Origin of the sequence: Undibacterium sp. GrIS 1.8, assembly GCF_040544445.1 — a bacterium.
Taxonomy (GTDB): Bacteria; Pseudomonadota; Gammaproteobacteria; order Burkholderiales; family Burkholderiaceae_D; genus Undibacterium.
The window spans coordinates 227,486-245,623 of record NZ_JBEONQ010000001.1 but is presented as its reverse complement, the minus strand read 5'-3'; the positions used below and the strand labels follow the sequence as shown (position 1 = coordinate 245,623).

The following is an 18,138-nucleotide window of genomic DNA, read 5'->3' as shown; positions in this document are numbered from 1 at the left end:
TGCAGATACACTTGGGGCTGTAATTTTATACAAATCTGTACAACTACAAACTAACAGCCAATTCAGCACCCTCTTTAATCGCCCGCTTCGCATCCAGTTCCGATGCCAATGCCGCACCGCCAATTTTATGAAACCTTGGACTTTGATCCGTAGGCTTGTCTGGCATCAGTACAGTCAATGATTCTTGCCCCGCGCAGAGAATGACGTTATCGACTTCCAGTACGCGTGCTTGACCGTTGACGGTGATGTGTAAACCCTGATCGTCAATTTTTAGATACTCAACGCCCGCCAGCATTTCTACGCCATTGCGTTGTAATGTAGCGCGATGTACCCAGCCTGAAGTTTTACCGAGGCCTGCGCCAACTTTGCTGGCTTTGCGTTGCAAGAGATAAATCTGGCGATACGGATGTGCGGGCTCTGGTGTGATCAGACCGCCGTTGCTATGCGCTTGTGGGTCAACGCCCCATTCGGCAAACCAGTGTTGCAAGCTCACTGGCAAGGCGACTGCCGGGTCGTGCAATAAGTATTCGCCGACATCAAAGCCGATGCCGCCTGCGCCGATGACCGCAACGCGTTTGCCTACCGGTTTTTTATGCAGCAGGACGTCAATGTAGGATAAAACTTTGGGATGAGCGACGCCCTCTAATTTAGGCGTGCGTGGCACGATGCCGGTGGCGACGATAATGTCATCAAAACTTTGTGATAACAATTGCTCGCGGGTGACGCGTTGGTTCAATTGGAGTTTGACACCTGTCGAGGTGATTTTCTTACCGAAGTAGCGCAAGGTTTCTGCAAACTCTTCTTTACCCGGCACTTGCATGGCGATTTTAAACTGGCCGCCGATGCTGTCGCTACTGTCGAACAAGGTCACATCATGCCCACATTCGGCGGCGACAGTGGCGGCAGATAATCCCGCTGGGCCTGCGCCGATGACGGCAACGCGTTTGCGCCTGATGGTTTTGATATAGCGTAATTCGGTCTCATGTCCGGCTCGCGGGTTGACCAGACAGGAGGCACGTTTGTTCGAAAAGGTATGATCAAGACAGGCTTGATTGCAGGCGATGCAGGTATTGATGGTATCGGCGTGCCCAGCGGCGGCTTTGTTGACAAATTCTGGATCGGCTAAAAACGGTCGTGCCATCGATACCATGTCGGCATCGCCGCGCGCAATAATCGCCTCGCCCTGGTCAGGCATGTTGATACGATTGGAGGCGACTACGGGAATCGACACCGCTTTTTTCAGGCGACCAGCGACGCTGGCGAATGCCGCGCGCGGTACCGAGGTGACGATTGTAGGCACGCGGGCTTCATGCCAGCCGATACCAGTATTGAGAATATTCACACCAGCTTGCTCTAGCGCCTGCGCTACTTCTACCACTTCTTGCCAGCTGTTACCGCCTTCGACAAGATCGAGTATAGAGTGGCGATACATGATGATGAAGTTGCTACCGACAGCAGCGCGTACGCGACGGACGATGTCGACTGGCAGACGCATGCGGTTTTCGATGCTGCCGCCCCAGCGGTCCTGGCGCAGGTTGGTGCGGGCGCACAGAAATTGGTTGAGCAAATAGCCTTCGCTGCCCATGATTTCAACCCCGTCATAGCCGGATTTTTGTGCCAGTCTGGCGCAGCGTACATAAGCTCGTATGGTACTTTCGATGCCGCTCTCGGTCAGCGCTTTGGGCTTAAACAGGGAGATTGGCGATTTTTTCGCCGAGGCGGAAACGACGAAGGGTTGGTAACCATAGCGACCAGAGTGCAGGATTTGCATCACAATCTTGCCGCCTTCTTCATGCACGGCGCGGGTGACTTTTTTATGATTCCAGATATCGGCAAGGCTATTCATGGTGCCGCCAAATGGCAACAACCAGCCACGCCGGTTGGGTGAGATGCCGCCAGTGACGATCAGACCTGCGCCACCACGCGCTCTTTCACGAAAATACTCTGCTAGTTTGTGATAATTATAAAAGCGGTCTTCCAAACCCGTATGCATAGAACCCATGATGGTACGGTTACGCAGAGTCGTGAAGCCGAGATCCAGCGGGGCGAGCAAGTGTGGATAATGTGGGTTTGGCATGGGACGCTTTACTAAAAGTGTTGGTGTTGCGCAAGAATACACAAATGCCGTTAGTAAGGGATAACTAAGAGATAGTTTGTGCACTCTAATAGTATGGCTTCTAAAAGCGGCACTCCTAAAAAATTGATACCGCACACTGCGCTGTTGTATTGCAGGCATTAAGGCCGTATTTACTGCTTCTTGTAAGATGAAAGTTGGGCAGTATTCATATACTCCCCATAAATATTGTTAAAATCGCCTTATTGTCCGGTAATTCTATGGACAACTTAATATTACTAGGTGGGAGTATTTTTTTGTGGAGGAAAATAATGTTCTATATAAAAGCAAAACGCCACCTTAAGGTGGCGTTTTAACATCTGATCTGCTCAAAGTTTTCTAACGCTCTGGCGATATTTGCCAGAAGTAAAAACTGAGTTAAAGCAGATGTAAGCCTGAGTTAACACTTACATCAGCTTAACTTTGACTTATTCAGTAGTGCTAGTTTTAGCTTTTGCTGCTTTAGCTGTTTCTAATTTAGAGTCAGCTTGGTCTTTTGTAGTGCTTGCTGTTGCAGTTGTGCTTTTCGGCGCTACAAACCAGGCAAATTCTTGACCGCCAACTTGCTCGCCAGCTGCGCGGGCTTGTGCCAACTCAGCGACGACTTCAGCACGAGTTTTTGTGGACGTTGTCGCATCTGCAGCAAAAGCAGCGCTAGTTGTCAAAGCGATCAGGCTAACAGCAGCAAATATTTGTTTCGCATTCATGTTCATTCTCCAGTAATCAAATTAAGTAAGTGGTAACTCATCGTTGGACCAATCCTGGCTCGGCATATGCCGGTCTCAATTTGCATGAGAAGTGAATTAAAACCTACACCATTCACTTCCGATGCCAACTGCAACATGCCTGAGGATTTGGCTTCGATGCGCTATTTATGTTGCACTGCACACCGATGAAAGGAGTGTAGGCTTTTCGGATTGAACAAGAAAGGTGGTAATCAGTAATATACTATTGCGGAATACGAAACAATAAGGGGCTTGAAAAATGGATCGCTTGCAATCGATGCGTATTTTTTCTAAGGTAGTCGAGCTAGGGAGCTTTGCCCGTGCCGCGTTATCGCTGGAGGTGTCCAATGCGGTAGTCACTCGTTACATGGCTGATTTAGAGACGCATCTTGGGACGCGCTTGCTTAATCGTACCACTCGAAAACTATCATTGACAGAAACAGGGCAAATCTACCTAGAGCGTGTGCGCCAAATTTTGGCCGATGTGGATGACGCCGATGCGGTTGCTTCATTCTCTGCAAAAAAGCCTAGCGGCACCTTGCGGATTTACTCGCACCCCGGTTTTGGCAAGACCCAGCTAGCGCCCTTATTACCTAGATTTGCTAAAGAATTTCCAGACGTCGTGTTGGATGTCAGGATTTCTGATCGGACTGTCGATCTGGTAGAGGAGGGAATTGATGTTGGTTTTTTCCTTAACTTACAAAAAATAGACGCTAGCATGATCGCCCGTAAGCTTGCTACTTCCGAGGTGATGTTGTGCGCATCGCCTCAGTATTTAAAGCAATACGGTGTGCCGAAAGATGCCGACGATGTGTCTAACCATAAGTGCCTGAATTTTGGTTATGACTTCATGCGGGATAACTGGATGGTTCAGGGGCGGAAGGGCGCTTTGCCCGAGCCGCGACCAATTCCCATCCATAGCTGCGTTATTTCTAATAATGCCGATGTACTCAGGGTTTGCGCGCTAGCCGGTATGGGTTTGGTGTTGCGTCCTTCGTTTACTTTGGGCGACGATTTAATTAGCGGTCGCTTGGTCAGGTTATTTCCCGAATACTCGTTGGGCGAAGTGTCAGTCTCTATGGTCTATCCAAGCCGTCGTTTGCTGTCGGCCAAGGTCAGAAACTTTGTTAATTTTGTTTCCGACCAATTTCCACATCCTGAGAGTTATATGTGGCTGAGTTAGTGTCTACTTTAGTCGTCTATATTGACTGGGCTAACCGCGTGAACGCGCCCACGAAAATAACAGCGATGCAGTAGCGAGAACGCTGCACCCGGATACTCTTCTTTAAAAATACAAAGATGATCGATGCTTAAAGGTACATCAATTGCAAAGCATGCTTCAGCAGCCTGCTGCAAAATTAACGCCGTTGAGTCATCGATATGCGCCAGAGAATCGGTCAGTGTCATGTGGAAGCGATATTGCTCTTCGGTATAAGGATAAGCCCAACGTTTTAGCAACTCTTCTTGCCGCGCCGTCAAATTTTGTTGGCGACGCTTTTGCCAGTCAGCATCCGTCATCGGCGCACGTAATGGATCAAAATATACCACGCAGTCTTGGGCAAGCGCTGCAATTTCGCTATGGCCGGTGGTCGTTTGCAGTGCTAAAAAATCCCCCAACTTTTGTACACTCGGCGTAACGATGTTCAGCGCTACAGCTTGTTGACAAAATTGAGTGACATGCTGCACTAAATCATCTTCATTTACGCCTTGTGCCAGACTGAATGGTGCTTTTAAGGTGGCATGAAATCCGTACCTGCGCGCATTTTGAGTCAGATCCGCGAGGTAATTTGGCTTCATTCCAGAGATCAGATTTTGTGAGGGATGTGTATCAGACGACGGATCTCGCCCCAGCCAATGGCAACCGGCATGCCACCAGGGTGAATCAGCATTGGGCGCAAAATAGAGAGCGTAACGTGTCATAGGCCTATTGGATTGAGCGCGTTTCGCCACATAGCGCATGCTATGCTTCCAGCCGCACCCAATAATCAAAATCGATATGATACACACCATACGCAACGCCAGAATCGTGACGACCGATTCCGAATTTATCGGTAGCTTTTGTTATGAAGACCAAATGATTACCGATGTGTCCTCCGGCAATACTGGATTAGCAGGCACTGATTGGGACGGAGATTTTCTACTACCAGGTTTGGTAGAAATTCATACTGACAACCTAGAAAAACATTTAATGCCGCGCCCCAAGGTCAGTTGGCCGATCTTGCCCGCAATTGTTGCGCACGATGCGCAAATTGCCGCTTCTGGTATCACCACTGTATTGGATGCAATTGCTATCGGCGATATCGATACCGACAGCCTGCGCATGCAGACATTGCATGCCAGTATTCAGGGTTTGCAAACTGCAGCAAGCGCCGCTATTTTGCGCGCAGATCATTTTTTACATTTACGCCTTGAGCTAGCAGAACCAAAGCTGATCGAGATGTTCACGCCATTCCTGCAAGATCATCGCTTAAAACTCGTCTCGTTAATGGATCACACGCCAGGTCAAAGACAGTGGACGAATTTGCAACATTATCGTACCTATGTAACGGGCAAGCGTGGTTGGACCAACGAAAAAGTGGATGGTATGTTGGCACATTTACTAGAACGCCAGCAAACCCACGCTGCGGCTAACCGGAGGGAAGTCGTCAGATTGTGCCGCGAGTTAGCAACGCCCATCCCTTTGGCTAGCCATGATGACACCACACTAGATCATGTCAACGAGGGCGTGCTCGAAGGCGTCAGCATGTCAGAGTTCCCCACCACCTTAGCCGCGGCACAAGCTGCCCGCGAGCATCAATTAGCCATCATCATGGGCGCGCCCAATGTCGTTCGCGGCGGCTCTCATTCGGGCAATATATCAGCCAAAGACTTAGCCAAGGCTGATTTGCTAGACGTTTTGTCATCAGATTACGTTCCAGCCAGCTTATTACACGCCGCTTTTTTACTCCAAGAGTCGGGCATGACTCTACCAAAAGCAATTGCAACAGTAACAAGTAATCCCGCAAAAATCTTAGGTATGCATGATCGGGGAGCAATCACAAAAGGCTTACGTGCAGACTTTATTCGGGTGCGGATGGTCGAGAATTTTCCGGTGGTTGTCGGGGTTTGGAAGGCAGGGAAGCAGATTGTCTGAGCTTGAGAGCAACAATAAATTATTATTTTATAAATAAAAATAAACGCACTTACAAAAACTTACATTTATAAATTGCACTAATTTGGGTCAATTTAGTGCAATTATTTGATGCAATTTCTTATAGTTCCCAGTGGCAATAACTCAACAAATGCAATTATTGGGAAAACAATTAAGATATAAAAAATCGAAAATTATTTTTATAAAAAATAAAATACTTATAATAATAATTTTTACCAATTTTTATTTGGATTTATTTGGAAAATACTACCAAAGTTATTTGGTTTAAGAAAAAAATCAGGCTTTAGAGATTTTTTAAAATGCACAAAACCTAAGCAAGCCAAAAAACCGTCTTGTTGTTTTTTTGTGCTACATGGGCACGAGTAGATTGACAGCAATCTGACGGCAGTGGTTCCATGACGTATTAAGATTTTTTGATACCTTTTGACATACTTATTTACATCTTCAGGACAAAAAACTTAAAGTTATTTGCAAAATTATTACATGCAAAAAGTTGCATTTTGATAAATCAGCCGTCGTAAATTTTAGGAGTTACATAATGATAAAAGAAAAAATTCTTTCTAAATCAGTCAGAATGATATTTTCCAGTAGCGTTGCAATCGGTTTGGGCTTTTTAACTCAACCCGCGTTTTCACAGGATGCCTCGCCACAACGAATTGAAATCACGGGTTCTTCGTTGAAACGTGTTGACTCTGAAACAGCTCTGCCAGTTCAAGTAATAACGAAAGCAGAAATTGCAAGAACTGGCGCAACTAGCACAGAGGAATTGCTAACTTCTATATCGGCTTTGTCTTCAGCTGGAGCAACGGCAAATGCGACTGGAGCAGGTACTTCGACGGGTGGTCTATCATCTATATCGTTACGTGGACTCGGATCTGATAGGACACTCGTACTTGTTAATGGTCGCCGTATTGCTGCGTTTGCTGGCGGCGGCGGCGCTACTGTTAACGTTAATGTTATTCCAATTGCGGCAATAGAACGAATTGAAATTCTTAAAGACGGCGCCTCCGGTGTGTATGGTAGTGATGCAGTTGCTGGCGTTGTAAACTTTATTCTATCCAAAAAAGTAGAGGGGGTTGAAGTCAACGCTGGTTATGGAACACCAACGGCGAGCGGCGGTGGGCAGAATCAAAAAGCGTCTATTATCGGTGGCTTCGGTAATCTTGATACAGACGGTTTTAGTGTGGTTTTATCTGGGTCGTACGAAAAAGAAAAAACCTTATTTGGTCGTGACCGCTCATACGCATCTACATCTACCGTTTTACCTTACTTCAACGGAACTGCAACAGGTCTTGGAAATATTCAAGGTTCTTTCACGCCAGGAGTTGGCAAAGATTCAGGCTTCAGTACTGGTGGTAGCGGATATGGTAACCCGTTAGCGGCACAAAATCAGTGCAGTACTATAAAAATGGCGTTTCTACCTAAGTCTGCCAAGGGGGCACCATACTGCTATTACGATAGCGCACCAGACGTTGGTTTGATTCCTGATCGTGAATTGGCAAACTTTACTGGTAACTTCACATATAAGCTAAATGCTAATAACGAATTATTTGGTGATGCATTATATTCCCAGAGCAAAGTTACACAAACTTATCAACCCTCACCCGCACGCGCAAGTTTCTTTGAAACGGATGGTCAGTTTGCAGCCCAAGGAGTGGATCCAGCGTTGTTGTTGTTCCCAAGCAATCCAGCATATCAAGCAATTGCTGTCCCGTATTTGCAAAGTAGAGGCTTTACGTCCTTAATCGGTAAACCATTGTCAATCACCTCTCGCGTATTTGATTTTGGCCCACGCCAAAATGTTGATAAAGCCACTCAATCCCGTATGGTTATTGGGGCAAGAGGCACAGTAGCTAATCAAGATTATGAAATTGGTTTTACTAGCAATGAGTCAAAATTAACTAGTTCAGTCACAACTGGATATTTCTCTCAAGTTGGTTACGCAAAGATTATCAATGATCCAGCTAATAATTGGAATCCATGGACTCCGGGTGGATCCCAAACAGGCGCTTTAGCTGACAAACTCAAATCGGCCCAATTTTCTGGAGACTTTTTGGAAGCTACATCTAAGAGTAATACGTTAGACGGTAAAATTTCTGGTGATTTGTTTAAGTATGGTGATCTAACAAGTCAATACGCTGCTGGCTTCCAATCGCGTAAAGAAAATTATGTTACTTCACCGAGTGCCGCGTACCAGTCAGGTGACATATCTGGGTTAGGCGGTCAGCAGGTGCCGATTGATCGTGATCGTACAATTAATTCATTCTTTGGCGAAGTCAACATCCCTGTTCTGAAAACACTTGAAGGTAATATTGCTGTACGTAATGATAGATATAACGACGTCGGTGCGTCGACAAATTACAAAGCAAGTGTTCGTTGGCAGCCGACTAAGATTGCATTATTCCGTGCGTCAGTTGGAACTGGTTTCCGTGCGCCAACGTTGTCTGATTTATGGACTCCTCAGACATTAGGTACTACGGAGGCGTTCAACGATCCTGCAACAGGTCAAACTGGCTTGCAGGTTAATCAGGTCAGCGGCGGCAATCCAAACCTCAAACCCGAGAAATCTAAACAATACTCAATTGGTATGGTATTACAACCTACTAACACTACAAGTGTTGGCATAGATCTCTTTAATGTTGAGATAAAAGATATCTTAGCTACTCCATCGGCTCAAGAGATTGTTTCACGTTTTAGAGCAGGCGATACTTCTTATGCAAGCTTGGTACAATTAAGTGGTAATGATATTACTTTAGTTCGATCGATCCTTGCTAATACTGGAGATGCTAAAGTTCAAGGCGCTGATGTCTTTGCTACTTGGCGAGATACATTCAGTTTTGGTCGCCTTGATTTGGCATTAAACGGAACATATACAAGTAAATTTGATCAAACTAGTCCGGGTGGTGATATTTCACACAAAGTCGGCACTTTGGTAGACGGTGCTGGTAACCCGGTTATTGGTGCACAGAATGGTGGAGTTGTGTTGCGTTGGAAACATCAAATTGCGGGTACTTGGAGTATAGGCCAATGGGCAACTACCCTTATCCAAAACTATAGAACTGGTTACGAAGTGGGGCATGATTTGAACGACAATCGTGTGTTCATTTCAAGTGAAGCACTGTATGATGCCAATGTATCTTATAAAGGCATTAAGAATTTGACGTTGGGGTTCGGTGTGAAAAATTTATTTGATAAAAAACCGGACATCATCGGAACTGCTGTTACCAACCAATTTCAAGCCGGATACGATGTCACACAATTTGATCCACGTGGACGCTTTGTGTATATGACAGCAGGTTATCGTTTTAAATAGTATTTAAACTTAATGCAACAATTAGTTGCTACAATTTAACTTGCATTTAATTCTTGTTAAGAGCTCCAGATTTTTTGGAGCTCTTATTTTTTATGTGCCTGTTAATTAGAATATGAACAGAGATAAAATTATCGCAATGGATTGCTGGTTCACTTACGAGTAGTGCCATTAATATTAAGGGTAGGATTAACGCTGACAATAAATTCTTGCTAGATGCACTGTAGTGGCAGTGGACCACGAATGTCGGCTATTGCTGACGCCACAGAATGTGGGGGCTAAGATATAAGTTCACCTCTCGTTGAGATATGGCAGGATTGCAGGTGCGCTTGGTTGGTCTCCATAACAGGCGTTGCTCGAACATTATTTTGCAGGTAATGTTGTTAGTAAAGCACTCTATATAGTTGCACCAATGTATATGAAGTTACAATCCGTTTTGCCATGAGAGTCGTCAAAAATACCTATGTCACTAGCAACAACAGTTCAACAAGCTGGGAATTTTAAATCAGTACGGATTTCTTAATCGAAACGAAGCTCGAGAACGCATCAAAGCGTGGCGAATATATTTAAATGGGATTCCTCTGCCTACATAATGCGATAAAAATAGTGATAATAATTAAGAGTATGATTGGTGAAATTTTTTTTGTTATTTTCCATACGTGAAAAGCGATGCATGGTGACGGGCTTTGTGCGGATGGTTATTTGGTGTAGTTGGATGCGCAAAAGATTGCAAACTACATAAAACATCAAGAGAAGAACATTTCTAGACACAAAAACCTTCATTAAGATGGCCGTGGTATTTCCCCGATGCTTGTTGTGAGGGCTTTATTAGTCTGAAATAAAAAGAGCCCCCAAAACCTCGAGGCTCTTTGCTTCTAGCTAACTTACTGTAACGAGTATTAGAACTTATAGTTATATTCTGCTGTTAGCTTAGCGCTACGCGGAGGAGTAGTGCTTAACCATACTTGATAAATGTTGCGTAGAGCATTTCTGTTATTTGAGCGCTCCTCGACTGCTTGAACTGTTTGAGCGTTAAATACGTTAAACACGTCTAATTTGAAAGAGAACCCTTTGATTTGCTCTGGTTTATATACGACATTTAAATCCAGGCGGCGATCCCATTCTAAGTTGCCGATGGAGCCACGTGGGGAAGGTGTGTTTGTCGCAGCCGTTAAACCACCACAATTATGCGATGCAGAATTATAGTTTGGTGAATCACCTGGATTCGGATCGGTACCCAAACAAGAGCGTGGACGACCTGCGGCAAGTAGTAAGTTACCACCAACAGTCCATTGAGAATTCAAATCATAAAAACCATAAGCTTTAATTTGGTGAGTACGATCATTTGGCAGCAGTCCGTTTGCATTTTTCATTAGCTCAGCATAATCCCAAGTCTGTGTCGCAGCTACATCTGTTTGAGCAACATCAGACAAGGTTTGACCTTCGGTGTTACCTTTACTACGTGACCAAGTATAATTTAATTTACCGTACCAGCCGTTACGATAAGGATGTTCAGCAAACAAATCTACGGCTACGTATTTTCTCTCAACTTTTGGCAAACCTGTTTCAGCGGCAGTTAAGTGTACATTTGAGTATTGCTGTTTTCCTTGACCTGTGAAATCTAACTTTAAGTCAACGTCTTCGCCTGGATTGATATTTGAACAGTTGAAACCACCCCAGTTATCAACGTTGACGTTGTTTCGTGCTGCCCATGCACGAATTGGACGATCATCACACCAATCATCAATTGTAGATTTTAACGTACGATAAGTTAATTTGGCGCCGAAATTTAAGGCTGGAGAAAATGCCTTTTCAAAGCCTAAAGTGATTTCGTCTTGGTATGTCGGCTTTAAATTGGTTGCCGACACAGATTGATAGTCTTTCTGTTGGCCAAACTCATTATTTCCTGAGGCGGGGCCACCTAATTGAGTTAGACCAGTTGGCGTGCCATCTGCTGCTACTCCAGTGTAAGCATAGTAAGTATCTGTAAAAGTAGAGCGACTAGCTCCACGAACAGCTAAATGCGTAGGAATTTGCAAATGATAACGACCTAAACTACCAAATACTTTTGTTGAGGAGTCGCCATTTACGTCCCAAACGGCAGATAGTCTTGGGGCTATTTGGTTTTTCTGTTCTATATATTTTTGCTGATCACCGTTGGCATTGTCAAAAGATTCACGGCGTACACCTGCTGTGATTAAAACATCTTTCGTGATTTGGTACCTGTCTTCAATATATTGAGCGGATGTATTAGAGTAAGCGTTTGTTACATCAGTAAATAAGGTTTTATCTACATAATAACCTTGTGCTGCTAGAGGACCGTATCCTGTTGCCATAGCTGGTAATACAACAGTATTACCATTCGCATCTGCACCACCTGGTTTCAAGGTGGAACCAGGTGACGGATTTTTCAGATAAGTCCAAGTTCCGCCGCCGGAGGATCTGTCACCGGCATTAATGGAACTTAGCTTGTTATTATCCAAGCCTGCACGAACGGTATGTTGACCAATTTTATATTCCAAATCTAAACGGAAAGACTTAATTTGGTCTTGTGATCCGTCAGACAAAACATTCCCTGAGACGGGTTGTGGATTGTTGTAAGTAATCCCCGGTGCTTGATTGCCTGTATCAGCAACAATAAAAAATTGATTTTGGTCCGATCCACCAAAACTATTAATATGTTTCGCTTTACTTTGGCCATAAAGTGCAGTCAAAGTGAGATCGTTCGTGAGGTTACCTGTGTATTTCAGAATCTGTGTTTCGCCACCATTTTCCCCTACATTTTCAAAGTGCTGTGTTGAGGTAACGCCAGTTGGCAAACGGGTGCGAGCATCATTCGTGCTCGTTTTAGCGTAGGTGTAGCCAGAAAAGCTGTTGTCCCGCTTAGGGCTGTCACCCATGAGGGTTAATTCTAAACGATGATCATCAGTAATGTTCCAGTCGAACTTCCCTAAATAACGCTGCAATTTTGCTTCTTGTTCGCGCCATCCGGCAGTAGCGTTATTTAAGCTAGTAGCATTATTACCGGGATTAGTCCCGCTAGTATTTGTTTTTTGTGCTTCTGCCGCCAAGAACATGAATACTTTATCTTTAATAATTGGACCGCCTACATATCCGCCGTACGTCCAGTTCTCTAAAGTGTCATCTTTACGAGCACGAAATAATTTTCCGTTATTGACAGTTGCAGAGCTTGTACCGGGAATTACTGGGAAATAGATGTCGATTACATCAGAACGCAATGATTTTGGTGCGAAGCTAACTGTTCCGCCAACCTCCCAATTATTAGTGCCACTTTTTGTGGTGATATTAATTATTCCACCAACGGAGCGGCCAAACTCGGCGCCAAAACCTCCGGTTAAAACTTGTGCTTGCGAAATTCCGCCAAATGGCAATTCGGATGCACCCAATTGAGTCAATGGATTTGTTACTGGAAAGCCATTGATATAGTACGCATTTTCAGATGCTCCACCGCCACCAAGACTTGCGCCACCGGCATAACGTGGATCCGCCCGTGTTGTGTTGGGTGCCAATTGAATAATTGCGTCCACATTGCGTGTCATTGGAAGCTTATCTAATTCTTTAGCTGTGAAAGTGGCACCATTAGTTGCACTAGAGACGTCAATACGATTACGCCGAGCACTTACCTCAACAGACTGAACACCAACGCCGGAAGCAATCCCAAAGTTTGGCTCTACACCTTGCCCAGCCAAAACATCAAATTCAGAATTAGCCAGTACTGTGGCGTCTTTCATCAAAATGGCTGTATAACGCCCAGGCGGCAAAGCAGTTGCCTGAAATTTACCTGTCGCATCTATCGTGACAGTTCTTGATAAATTGGTATCCGTATTTTTTAAAGCAACTGACGTTGCAGATCCTAGTGCAACTTTACCAAACACAGTTCCGGATGCATTGGACTGCGCCATTACTGCGGGGCTTACGCCTACAGTAAAAACGCCTACCCCAAACGCCATCGTTAGTGCATGCGCCACCAGTTTCTTCTTAAAGACTAGATTTTTCTTGGACATGTAATTTTCCTGATTATATAAGTCAACAATGGATTTTTAAATTGACATCTAAATAGTTATAACTATTTCAATCTGTAACAACGCAGCGAAAAATGTTTCTAAATTCATTTTAGATGTAAATAAAAAAGCCTTTTGAAATTATTAGTTGTAACAACTTGTTTCAAAATGCTTGATGATCATGGAAACATCTTGAAGTGCTCATGTCAACACTAGGGGTTTGTTCGTTCCCAAAAAACAACAGGATATTCCAATGGGGAGTTAATTTTTAGAAAACAATCCTAGACAATTTACTAAATTATTTATCTTTAAATACATAAGTACTTGTGGCGAAAGAGATCGCTTTAATTTAAATTTATGTAAATAACGAGATACATTATTACTACTTATTAGTTATTCCCAATATCAAAAAATAATATGTAAAGAGAGGTAATAATGTGGCTATTTTCGTTTGCGAAATTAGCATTTGCTTACATCCTATTTCTACAAAAACTTAACTAACAGTTGGAACAACTTACTCAGGTGTTATGACTAACTTAGATTAAAAATATGTCCTAAACAATGCGAGCAGAATACAAATTAGGAGAGGGGTAGAATAGTTTTTGCCGCGAGATGATTATGTGAAATTTGTCACATGGCGCAGCGCCATTCTCGTTGGTTATGCTAATGACGCTTCGCTCGCATATGACTGGAGCTTAATTTGCAAAGCCATTTTGTTTAATTTGATAGGCATGAATCCTGCTTTTACAGCCTTAACATAATTTAAATTTTTAGCTATGTGAGTTCTGAAAGATGCGTCAATAAATGTGCTACTTTCTTGTGAAAGACTGATTGAGTATAGATGTAACGCCGCAGAATGCTTTATATGATTTTCCGTTTTACGGACGCGTTTTGGCGCTGCTCTCTAGCGCCGTTTTAACCCTTATCGAAAGGCAATATCGAATGGCTATCCGTGTCGCATTGCATCACAAAACCAGCTACCGTTATGACCGCCTGGTTGCTCTTTCTCCGCATGAGGTGCGCCTGCGTCCAGCGCCTCACGCACGTACGCCGATTTTGTCTTACTCACTAACCGTCGCGCCGGAACAGCATTTCATCAACTGGCAGCAAGACCCCTACGGTAATTACATTGGTCGTTTTGTTTTCCCTGAAAAATCGGATGTGCTGGAATTTACTGTCGATCTGGTTGCCGATATGACGGTGATTAATCCTTTTGACTTTTTTGTTGAGAAATACGCCGAGCATTTTCCTTTTAGCTATCCTGCGCAATTGAGTGCAGAACTTAGCCCTTATTTGCTGACCGAAAAACCGGGTGAATTGCAGACCAAATGGGTGGAGGACGCACGTACTGCGATTCTGAAAAAAGATTTGCTGACCAATGATTTTCTGGTCGCTATCAATCAGCGTTTGCAGGGCGATATCGGATATCTGCTCAGGATGGAGCCGGGCGTACAGACGCCGGAAGAAACTTTAACCAATCGCTCCGGTTCTTGCCGTGACAGTGGCTGGTTATTGGTGCAAATTTTGCGTCAGATGGGTTTGGCGGCACGCTTTGTATCGGGCTATTTAATCCAGCTCACCGCTGATCAGGAAGCATTAGATGGCCCTAGCGGTACTACCGTTGACTTCACCGATTTACATGCCTGGGCCGAAGTGTATATCCCGGGTGCCGGCTGGATTGGTTTAGATCCGACCTCCGGCATGCTGGCCAGTGAAGGGCATATTCCATTGGCGTGCACTGCGTTGCCCTCTTCTGCGGCACCAGTGACGGGCTTTACCGATAAGGCCGAAGTGACTTTCCACCATGAGATGACGATTACCCGCATCCATGAAGATCCGCGCGTGACCAAGCCGTATTCCGACGCCGACTGGAAGGCGATTGATCTGATCGGCCAGCAAGTCGATGCAGATTTAAAACGACAAGATGTACGGCTGACGCAAGGTGGTGAGCCGACCTTTGTCTCTATCGACGATATGGATGGTGCTCAGTGGAATACGCTGGCGCATGGTGATAAAAAACGGGAATTGGCCGGCGAACTGATGCACAGGTTGAAAAACCATTTTGCGCCTGGCGGCATGCTGCACTACGGTCAGGGAAAATGGTATCCGGGCGAACCTTTACCGCGCTGGGCTTTAAATATTTATTGGCGGATTGATGGTCAGCCGATGTGGCTGGACGCCAGCTTATTCTCGGATGAGAAAAAAGCCGATGGGTATACCAATGCCGAGGCATATCTGTTTATGACGGCGCTGGTTAAAGCGCTATCACTGCCAGAAGGTAGCCAGATTCCAGCCTATGAAGATGTGATGCAACAGGCGCAGCGCGAACAGGGTTTGCCCGTCAATTTAGATCCGCTGAAAGCTGATTTAAAAGCGCCGGAAGAACGTCGTCGTTTAGCACGTTTGCTGGAGCACGGCCTTGGCGAAGTGGTTGGTTACGTCTTGCCGCTGAAGCCAAAAGACACCGATCCGAGCATCTCTTTGGGGGTTGCCTGGCGGACCTCGCCGTGGCCAATTAAGCGCGAACATTTATACCTGATCGATGGCGATTCTCCGATGGGTTTACGCCTGCCACTGAGTGCATTGCCTTGGGTGCAGCCAGAAAAAGAAATCCATGAGTTTGATGTAGACCCGTTCGCCCCGCGCACGCCTTTGCCTTCTGCCAAAGACGACAAACCAGTGACCAGTAATAGTGCAACAAATGCCAGTGTTGCTGCTGACAAAACCAAGCCTGCTCAATCAGTGCCAACAATTGTTTCTTCAACTAAAACAGCCGCGAGCGGTACAAGCCCGGCACCGCTGACAGCCGCGATGGCAGCACATGCCGCAGTGGTAGCGGCTGCAACCTCGGCAGGAGCAACGCCAGCCGCCGTCGCTGCTTTGATGGCGAAATCTCCTGCCACTTCTTCTGCACCCGCCAAACCAGTTTCGCCAGCGGCGAGCGTAAACAAATCTGTGCCAGAGCCGCGTGATGTCATCCACACCGCTTTGTGCGTGCAGGTACGTGACGGCCGTTTGCATATTTTTATGCCGCCGGTAAAGCGCATAGAAGATTATCTGGCCTTGGTCAACGTGGTCGAATACACCGCCGCCAAGCTGAAGTTAAAACTCTGGATTGAAGGTTATCCGCCGCCACGCGACCCTCGTATCAAATTACTCAGCGTGACGCCAGATCCGGGTGTGATTGAAGTCAATATTCATCCAGCCGCAAGCTGGAATGAGCTGGTCTACAACATGTCTACGCTGTACCAGGAAGCGCGTCTGACGCGTTTGGGTACAGAAAAATTTATGGTCGATGGTCGCCACACTGGTACTGGCGGTGGCAACCATGCCACGCTCGGCGGTGCCACTCCAGAAGACAGCCCGATGTTGCGTCGGCCAGATTTGTTGAAGAGTCTGATCACCTACTGGCAAAATCATCCCGCCTTGTCTTATTTATTTTCGGGCACGTTTATCGGCCCGACCAGTCAGGCGCCGCGGGTGGATGAGGCGCGTGACGATAACTTGTATGAGTTGGCAATCGCCTTCCAGCAAATGGATCAGGCGCTGCCGACCATGCATCCGGGCGATAAACCTTGGATGGTCGATCGCTTGCTGCGTAATTTGCTGGTGGATTTGACTGGGAATACGCATCGTTCAGAATTTTCTATCGACAAACTGTATTCACCCGATGGCCCTACCGGCCGTTTAGGCTTGGTCGAATTCCGCGCGTTTGAAATGCCGCCACACGAGCGTATGAGCCTGCTGCAAATGCTGCTGCTACGCGCACTGGTGGCACGTTTCTGGCGTCAGCCTTATCAAGCCAAGCTGGTTCATTGGGGAACGTCTTTGCATGACCGCTGGATGCTGCCGCATTTTGTGGCGCAGGATATCCGTGATGTGGTGAAGGATTTGCGCGCTTCCGGTTATGCGTTTGAAGAGCATTGGTTTGATCCGTTTATTGAATTTCGCTTCCCGCGTTTTGGTACCGTGGTGTACGAAGGTGTCGAGATGGAATTGCGTCAGGCAATTGAGCCGTGGAATGTGCTGGGTGAGGAAATGACCGGTGGCGGCACTGCGCGTTATGTGGATTCTTCCGTCGAACGGATGCAGCTATTAGTTCGCGGCTTAACGGCTGGGCGTCATACGATTGCCTGTAACGGTCGTATGTTGCCGCTGCATCCGACCGGTATTCCGGGCGAATACGTGGCGGGCGTCCGCTTCCGCGCTTGGAGCCCTTGGTCGGCATTGCATCCGACAATCAAAATTCAGGCGCCGCTGACATTTGATCTGGTGGATACCTGGAGCGGCCGTGCGATTGGTGGCTGTACTTATCATGTGTCGCACCCTGGTGGTCGCAGCGAATCCAGTTCGCCGGTGAATGCCAATGCCGCAGAGGCACGCCGTTTTGCGCGTTTCTGGTCGCATGGGCATACGCCGGGACCGATGTTTGTCCATAAAGAAGATCTCAATCCTAGCTTCCCGATGACGCTGGATTTACGTCGGCAGGTATACTAAGGGCTCGCCAGAGCGCTGTCGGAGAAAGTAGAGCGAATCTACGTTCTCCGACTTGGCTGAATAGTGCAGGGAATAAACAAGATATCAGGACGAACAACAACACAATATGTTTCTGCACTTGTTAATCTGGACTAGAGTTAAATTAAATACTGGTAGTAAGTATATTTAGTTGTCCATATATTCACTGGGCTATATGGTCATTTTGTATAAAATTGAGGGGAGTATATTGCTGCGTGCTAAATTTAGAGATGATTTTCTGCATCCACGGCACCTTAAATTTTGCTCCTCCTTATTCAAAAAAAGAGATTCGTTGTGGATTG

At 45.8% G+C, this 18,138-nt stretch carries 8 protein-coding genes; 4 read left to right on the top strand and 4 right to left on the bottom strand.

Translation table 11 applies throughout. The features are described from left to right. Window positions 1–43 precede the first annotated feature (43 nt). The gene (locus AAKU64_RS01000; RefSeq protein WP_354360945.1) at window positions 44–2,077 is read right to left on the bottom strand and encodes an oxidoreductase; all 2,034 of its coding nucleotides are present in this window, start codon (window positions 2,075–2,077) and stop codon (window positions 44–46) included. Between the two features lie 464 nt (window positions 2,078–2,541). Further along, window positions 2,542–2,820 carry a DUF4148 domain-containing protein gene (locus AAKU64_RS00995; protein ID WP_354333718.1) on the bottom strand — a complete coding sequence of 93 codons (279 nt, stop codon included), beginning with the start codon at window positions 2,818–2,820 and terminating at the stop codon, window positions 2,542–2,544. A 277-nt stretch (window positions 2,821–3,097) separates the two neighbouring features. Between AAKU64_RS00995 and AAKU64_RS00990 the strand changes: the two genes are divergently transcribed. After that, entirely contained in the window at window positions 3,098–4,021 is a 924-nt protein-coding gene (locus AAKU64_RS00990) for a LysR family transcriptional regulator (protein ID WP_354360943.1), read from the top strand. An 8-nt stretch (window positions 4,022–4,029) separates the two neighbouring features. On the opposite strand, the gene AAKU64_RS00985 is transcribed toward AAKU64_RS00990, so the two are convergent. After that, window positions 4,030–4,758, bottom strand: coding sequence for a DUF1045 domain-containing protein (locus AAKU64_RS00985; RefSeq protein WP_354360941.1), 729 nt, complete (start codon window positions 4,756–4,758; stop codon window positions 4,030–4,032). Window positions 4,759–4,834: 76 nt separating this feature from the next. Between AAKU64_RS00985 and AAKU64_RS00980 the strand changes: the two genes are divergently transcribed. Both AAKU64_RS00980 and AAKU64_RS00975 read left to right on the top strand, forming a co-directional pair. Next, window positions 4,835–5,971 carry an alpha-D-ribose 1-methylphosphonate 5-triphosphate diphosphatase gene (locus AAKU64_RS00980; protein ID WP_354360939.1) on the top strand — a complete coding sequence of 379 codons (1,137 nt, stop codon included), beginning with the start codon at window positions 4,835–4,837 and terminating at the stop codon, window positions 5,969–5,971. A 556-nt stretch (window positions 5,972–6,527) separates the two neighbouring features. Next, window positions 6,528–9,302 carry a TonB-dependent receptor gene (locus AAKU64_RS00975; protein WP_354360937.1) on the top strand — a complete coding sequence of 925 codons (2,775 nt, stop codon included), beginning with the start codon at window positions 6,528–6,530 and terminating at the stop codon, window positions 9,300–9,302. Between the two features lie 896 nt (window positions 9,303–10,198). Here the strand turns inward: AAKU64_RS00975 and AAKU64_RS00970 are convergent. Continuing rightward, window positions 10,199–13,324 (bottom strand): TonB-dependent receptor, encoded by a 3,126-nt coding sequence (locus AAKU64_RS00970; RefSeq protein ID WP_354360935.1) that lies wholly within the window; start codon window positions 13,322–13,324, stop codon window positions 10,199–10,201. Between the two features lie 939 nt (window positions 13,325–14,263). On the opposite strand from AAKU64_RS00970, the gene AAKU64_RS00965 reads away from it, so the two are divergent. Continuing rightward, window positions 14,264–17,818 (top strand): transglutaminase family protein, encoded by a 3,555-nt coding sequence (locus tag AAKU64_RS00965; RefSeq protein WP_354360933.1) that lies wholly within the window; start codon window positions 14,264–14,266, stop codon window positions 17,816–17,818. Window positions 17,819–18,138: the final 320 nt, after the last annotated feature.

Bases quoted from the DNA above. Each gene is read 5' to 3' on its own strand.
- AAKU64_RS00985 (WP_354360941.1), bottom strand. From the start codon at position 4,758: ATGACACGTTACGCTCTCTATTTTGCGCCCAATGCTGATTCACCCTGG.
- AAKU64_RS00995 (WP_354333718.1), bottom strand. From the start codon at position 2,820: ATGAATGCGAAACAAATATTTGCTGCTGTTAGCCTGATCGCTTTGACA.
- AAKU64_RS00990 (WP_354360943.1), top strand. From the start codon at position 3,098: ATGGATCGCTTGCAATCGATGCGTATTTTTTCTAAGGTAGTCGAGCTA.
- AAKU64_RS01000 (WP_354360945.1), bottom strand. From the start codon at position 2,077: ATGCCAAACCCACATTATCCACACTTGCTCGCCCCGCTGGATCTCGGC.
- AAKU64_RS00980 (WP_354360939.1), top strand. From the start codon at position 4,835: ATGATACACACCATACGCAACGCCAGAATCGTGACGACCGATTCCGAA.
- AAKU64_RS00965 (WP_354360933.1), top strand. From the start codon at position 14,264: ATGGCTATCCGTGTCGCATTGCATCACAAAACCAGCTACCGTTATGAC.
- AAKU64_RS00975 (WP_354360937.1), top strand. From the start codon at position 6,528: ATGATAAAAGAAAAAATTCTTTCTAAATCAGTCAGAATGATATTTTCC.
- AAKU64_RS00970 (WP_354360935.1), bottom strand. From the start codon at position 13,324: ATGTCCAAGAAAAATCTAGTCTTTAAGAAGAAACTGGTGGCGCATGCA.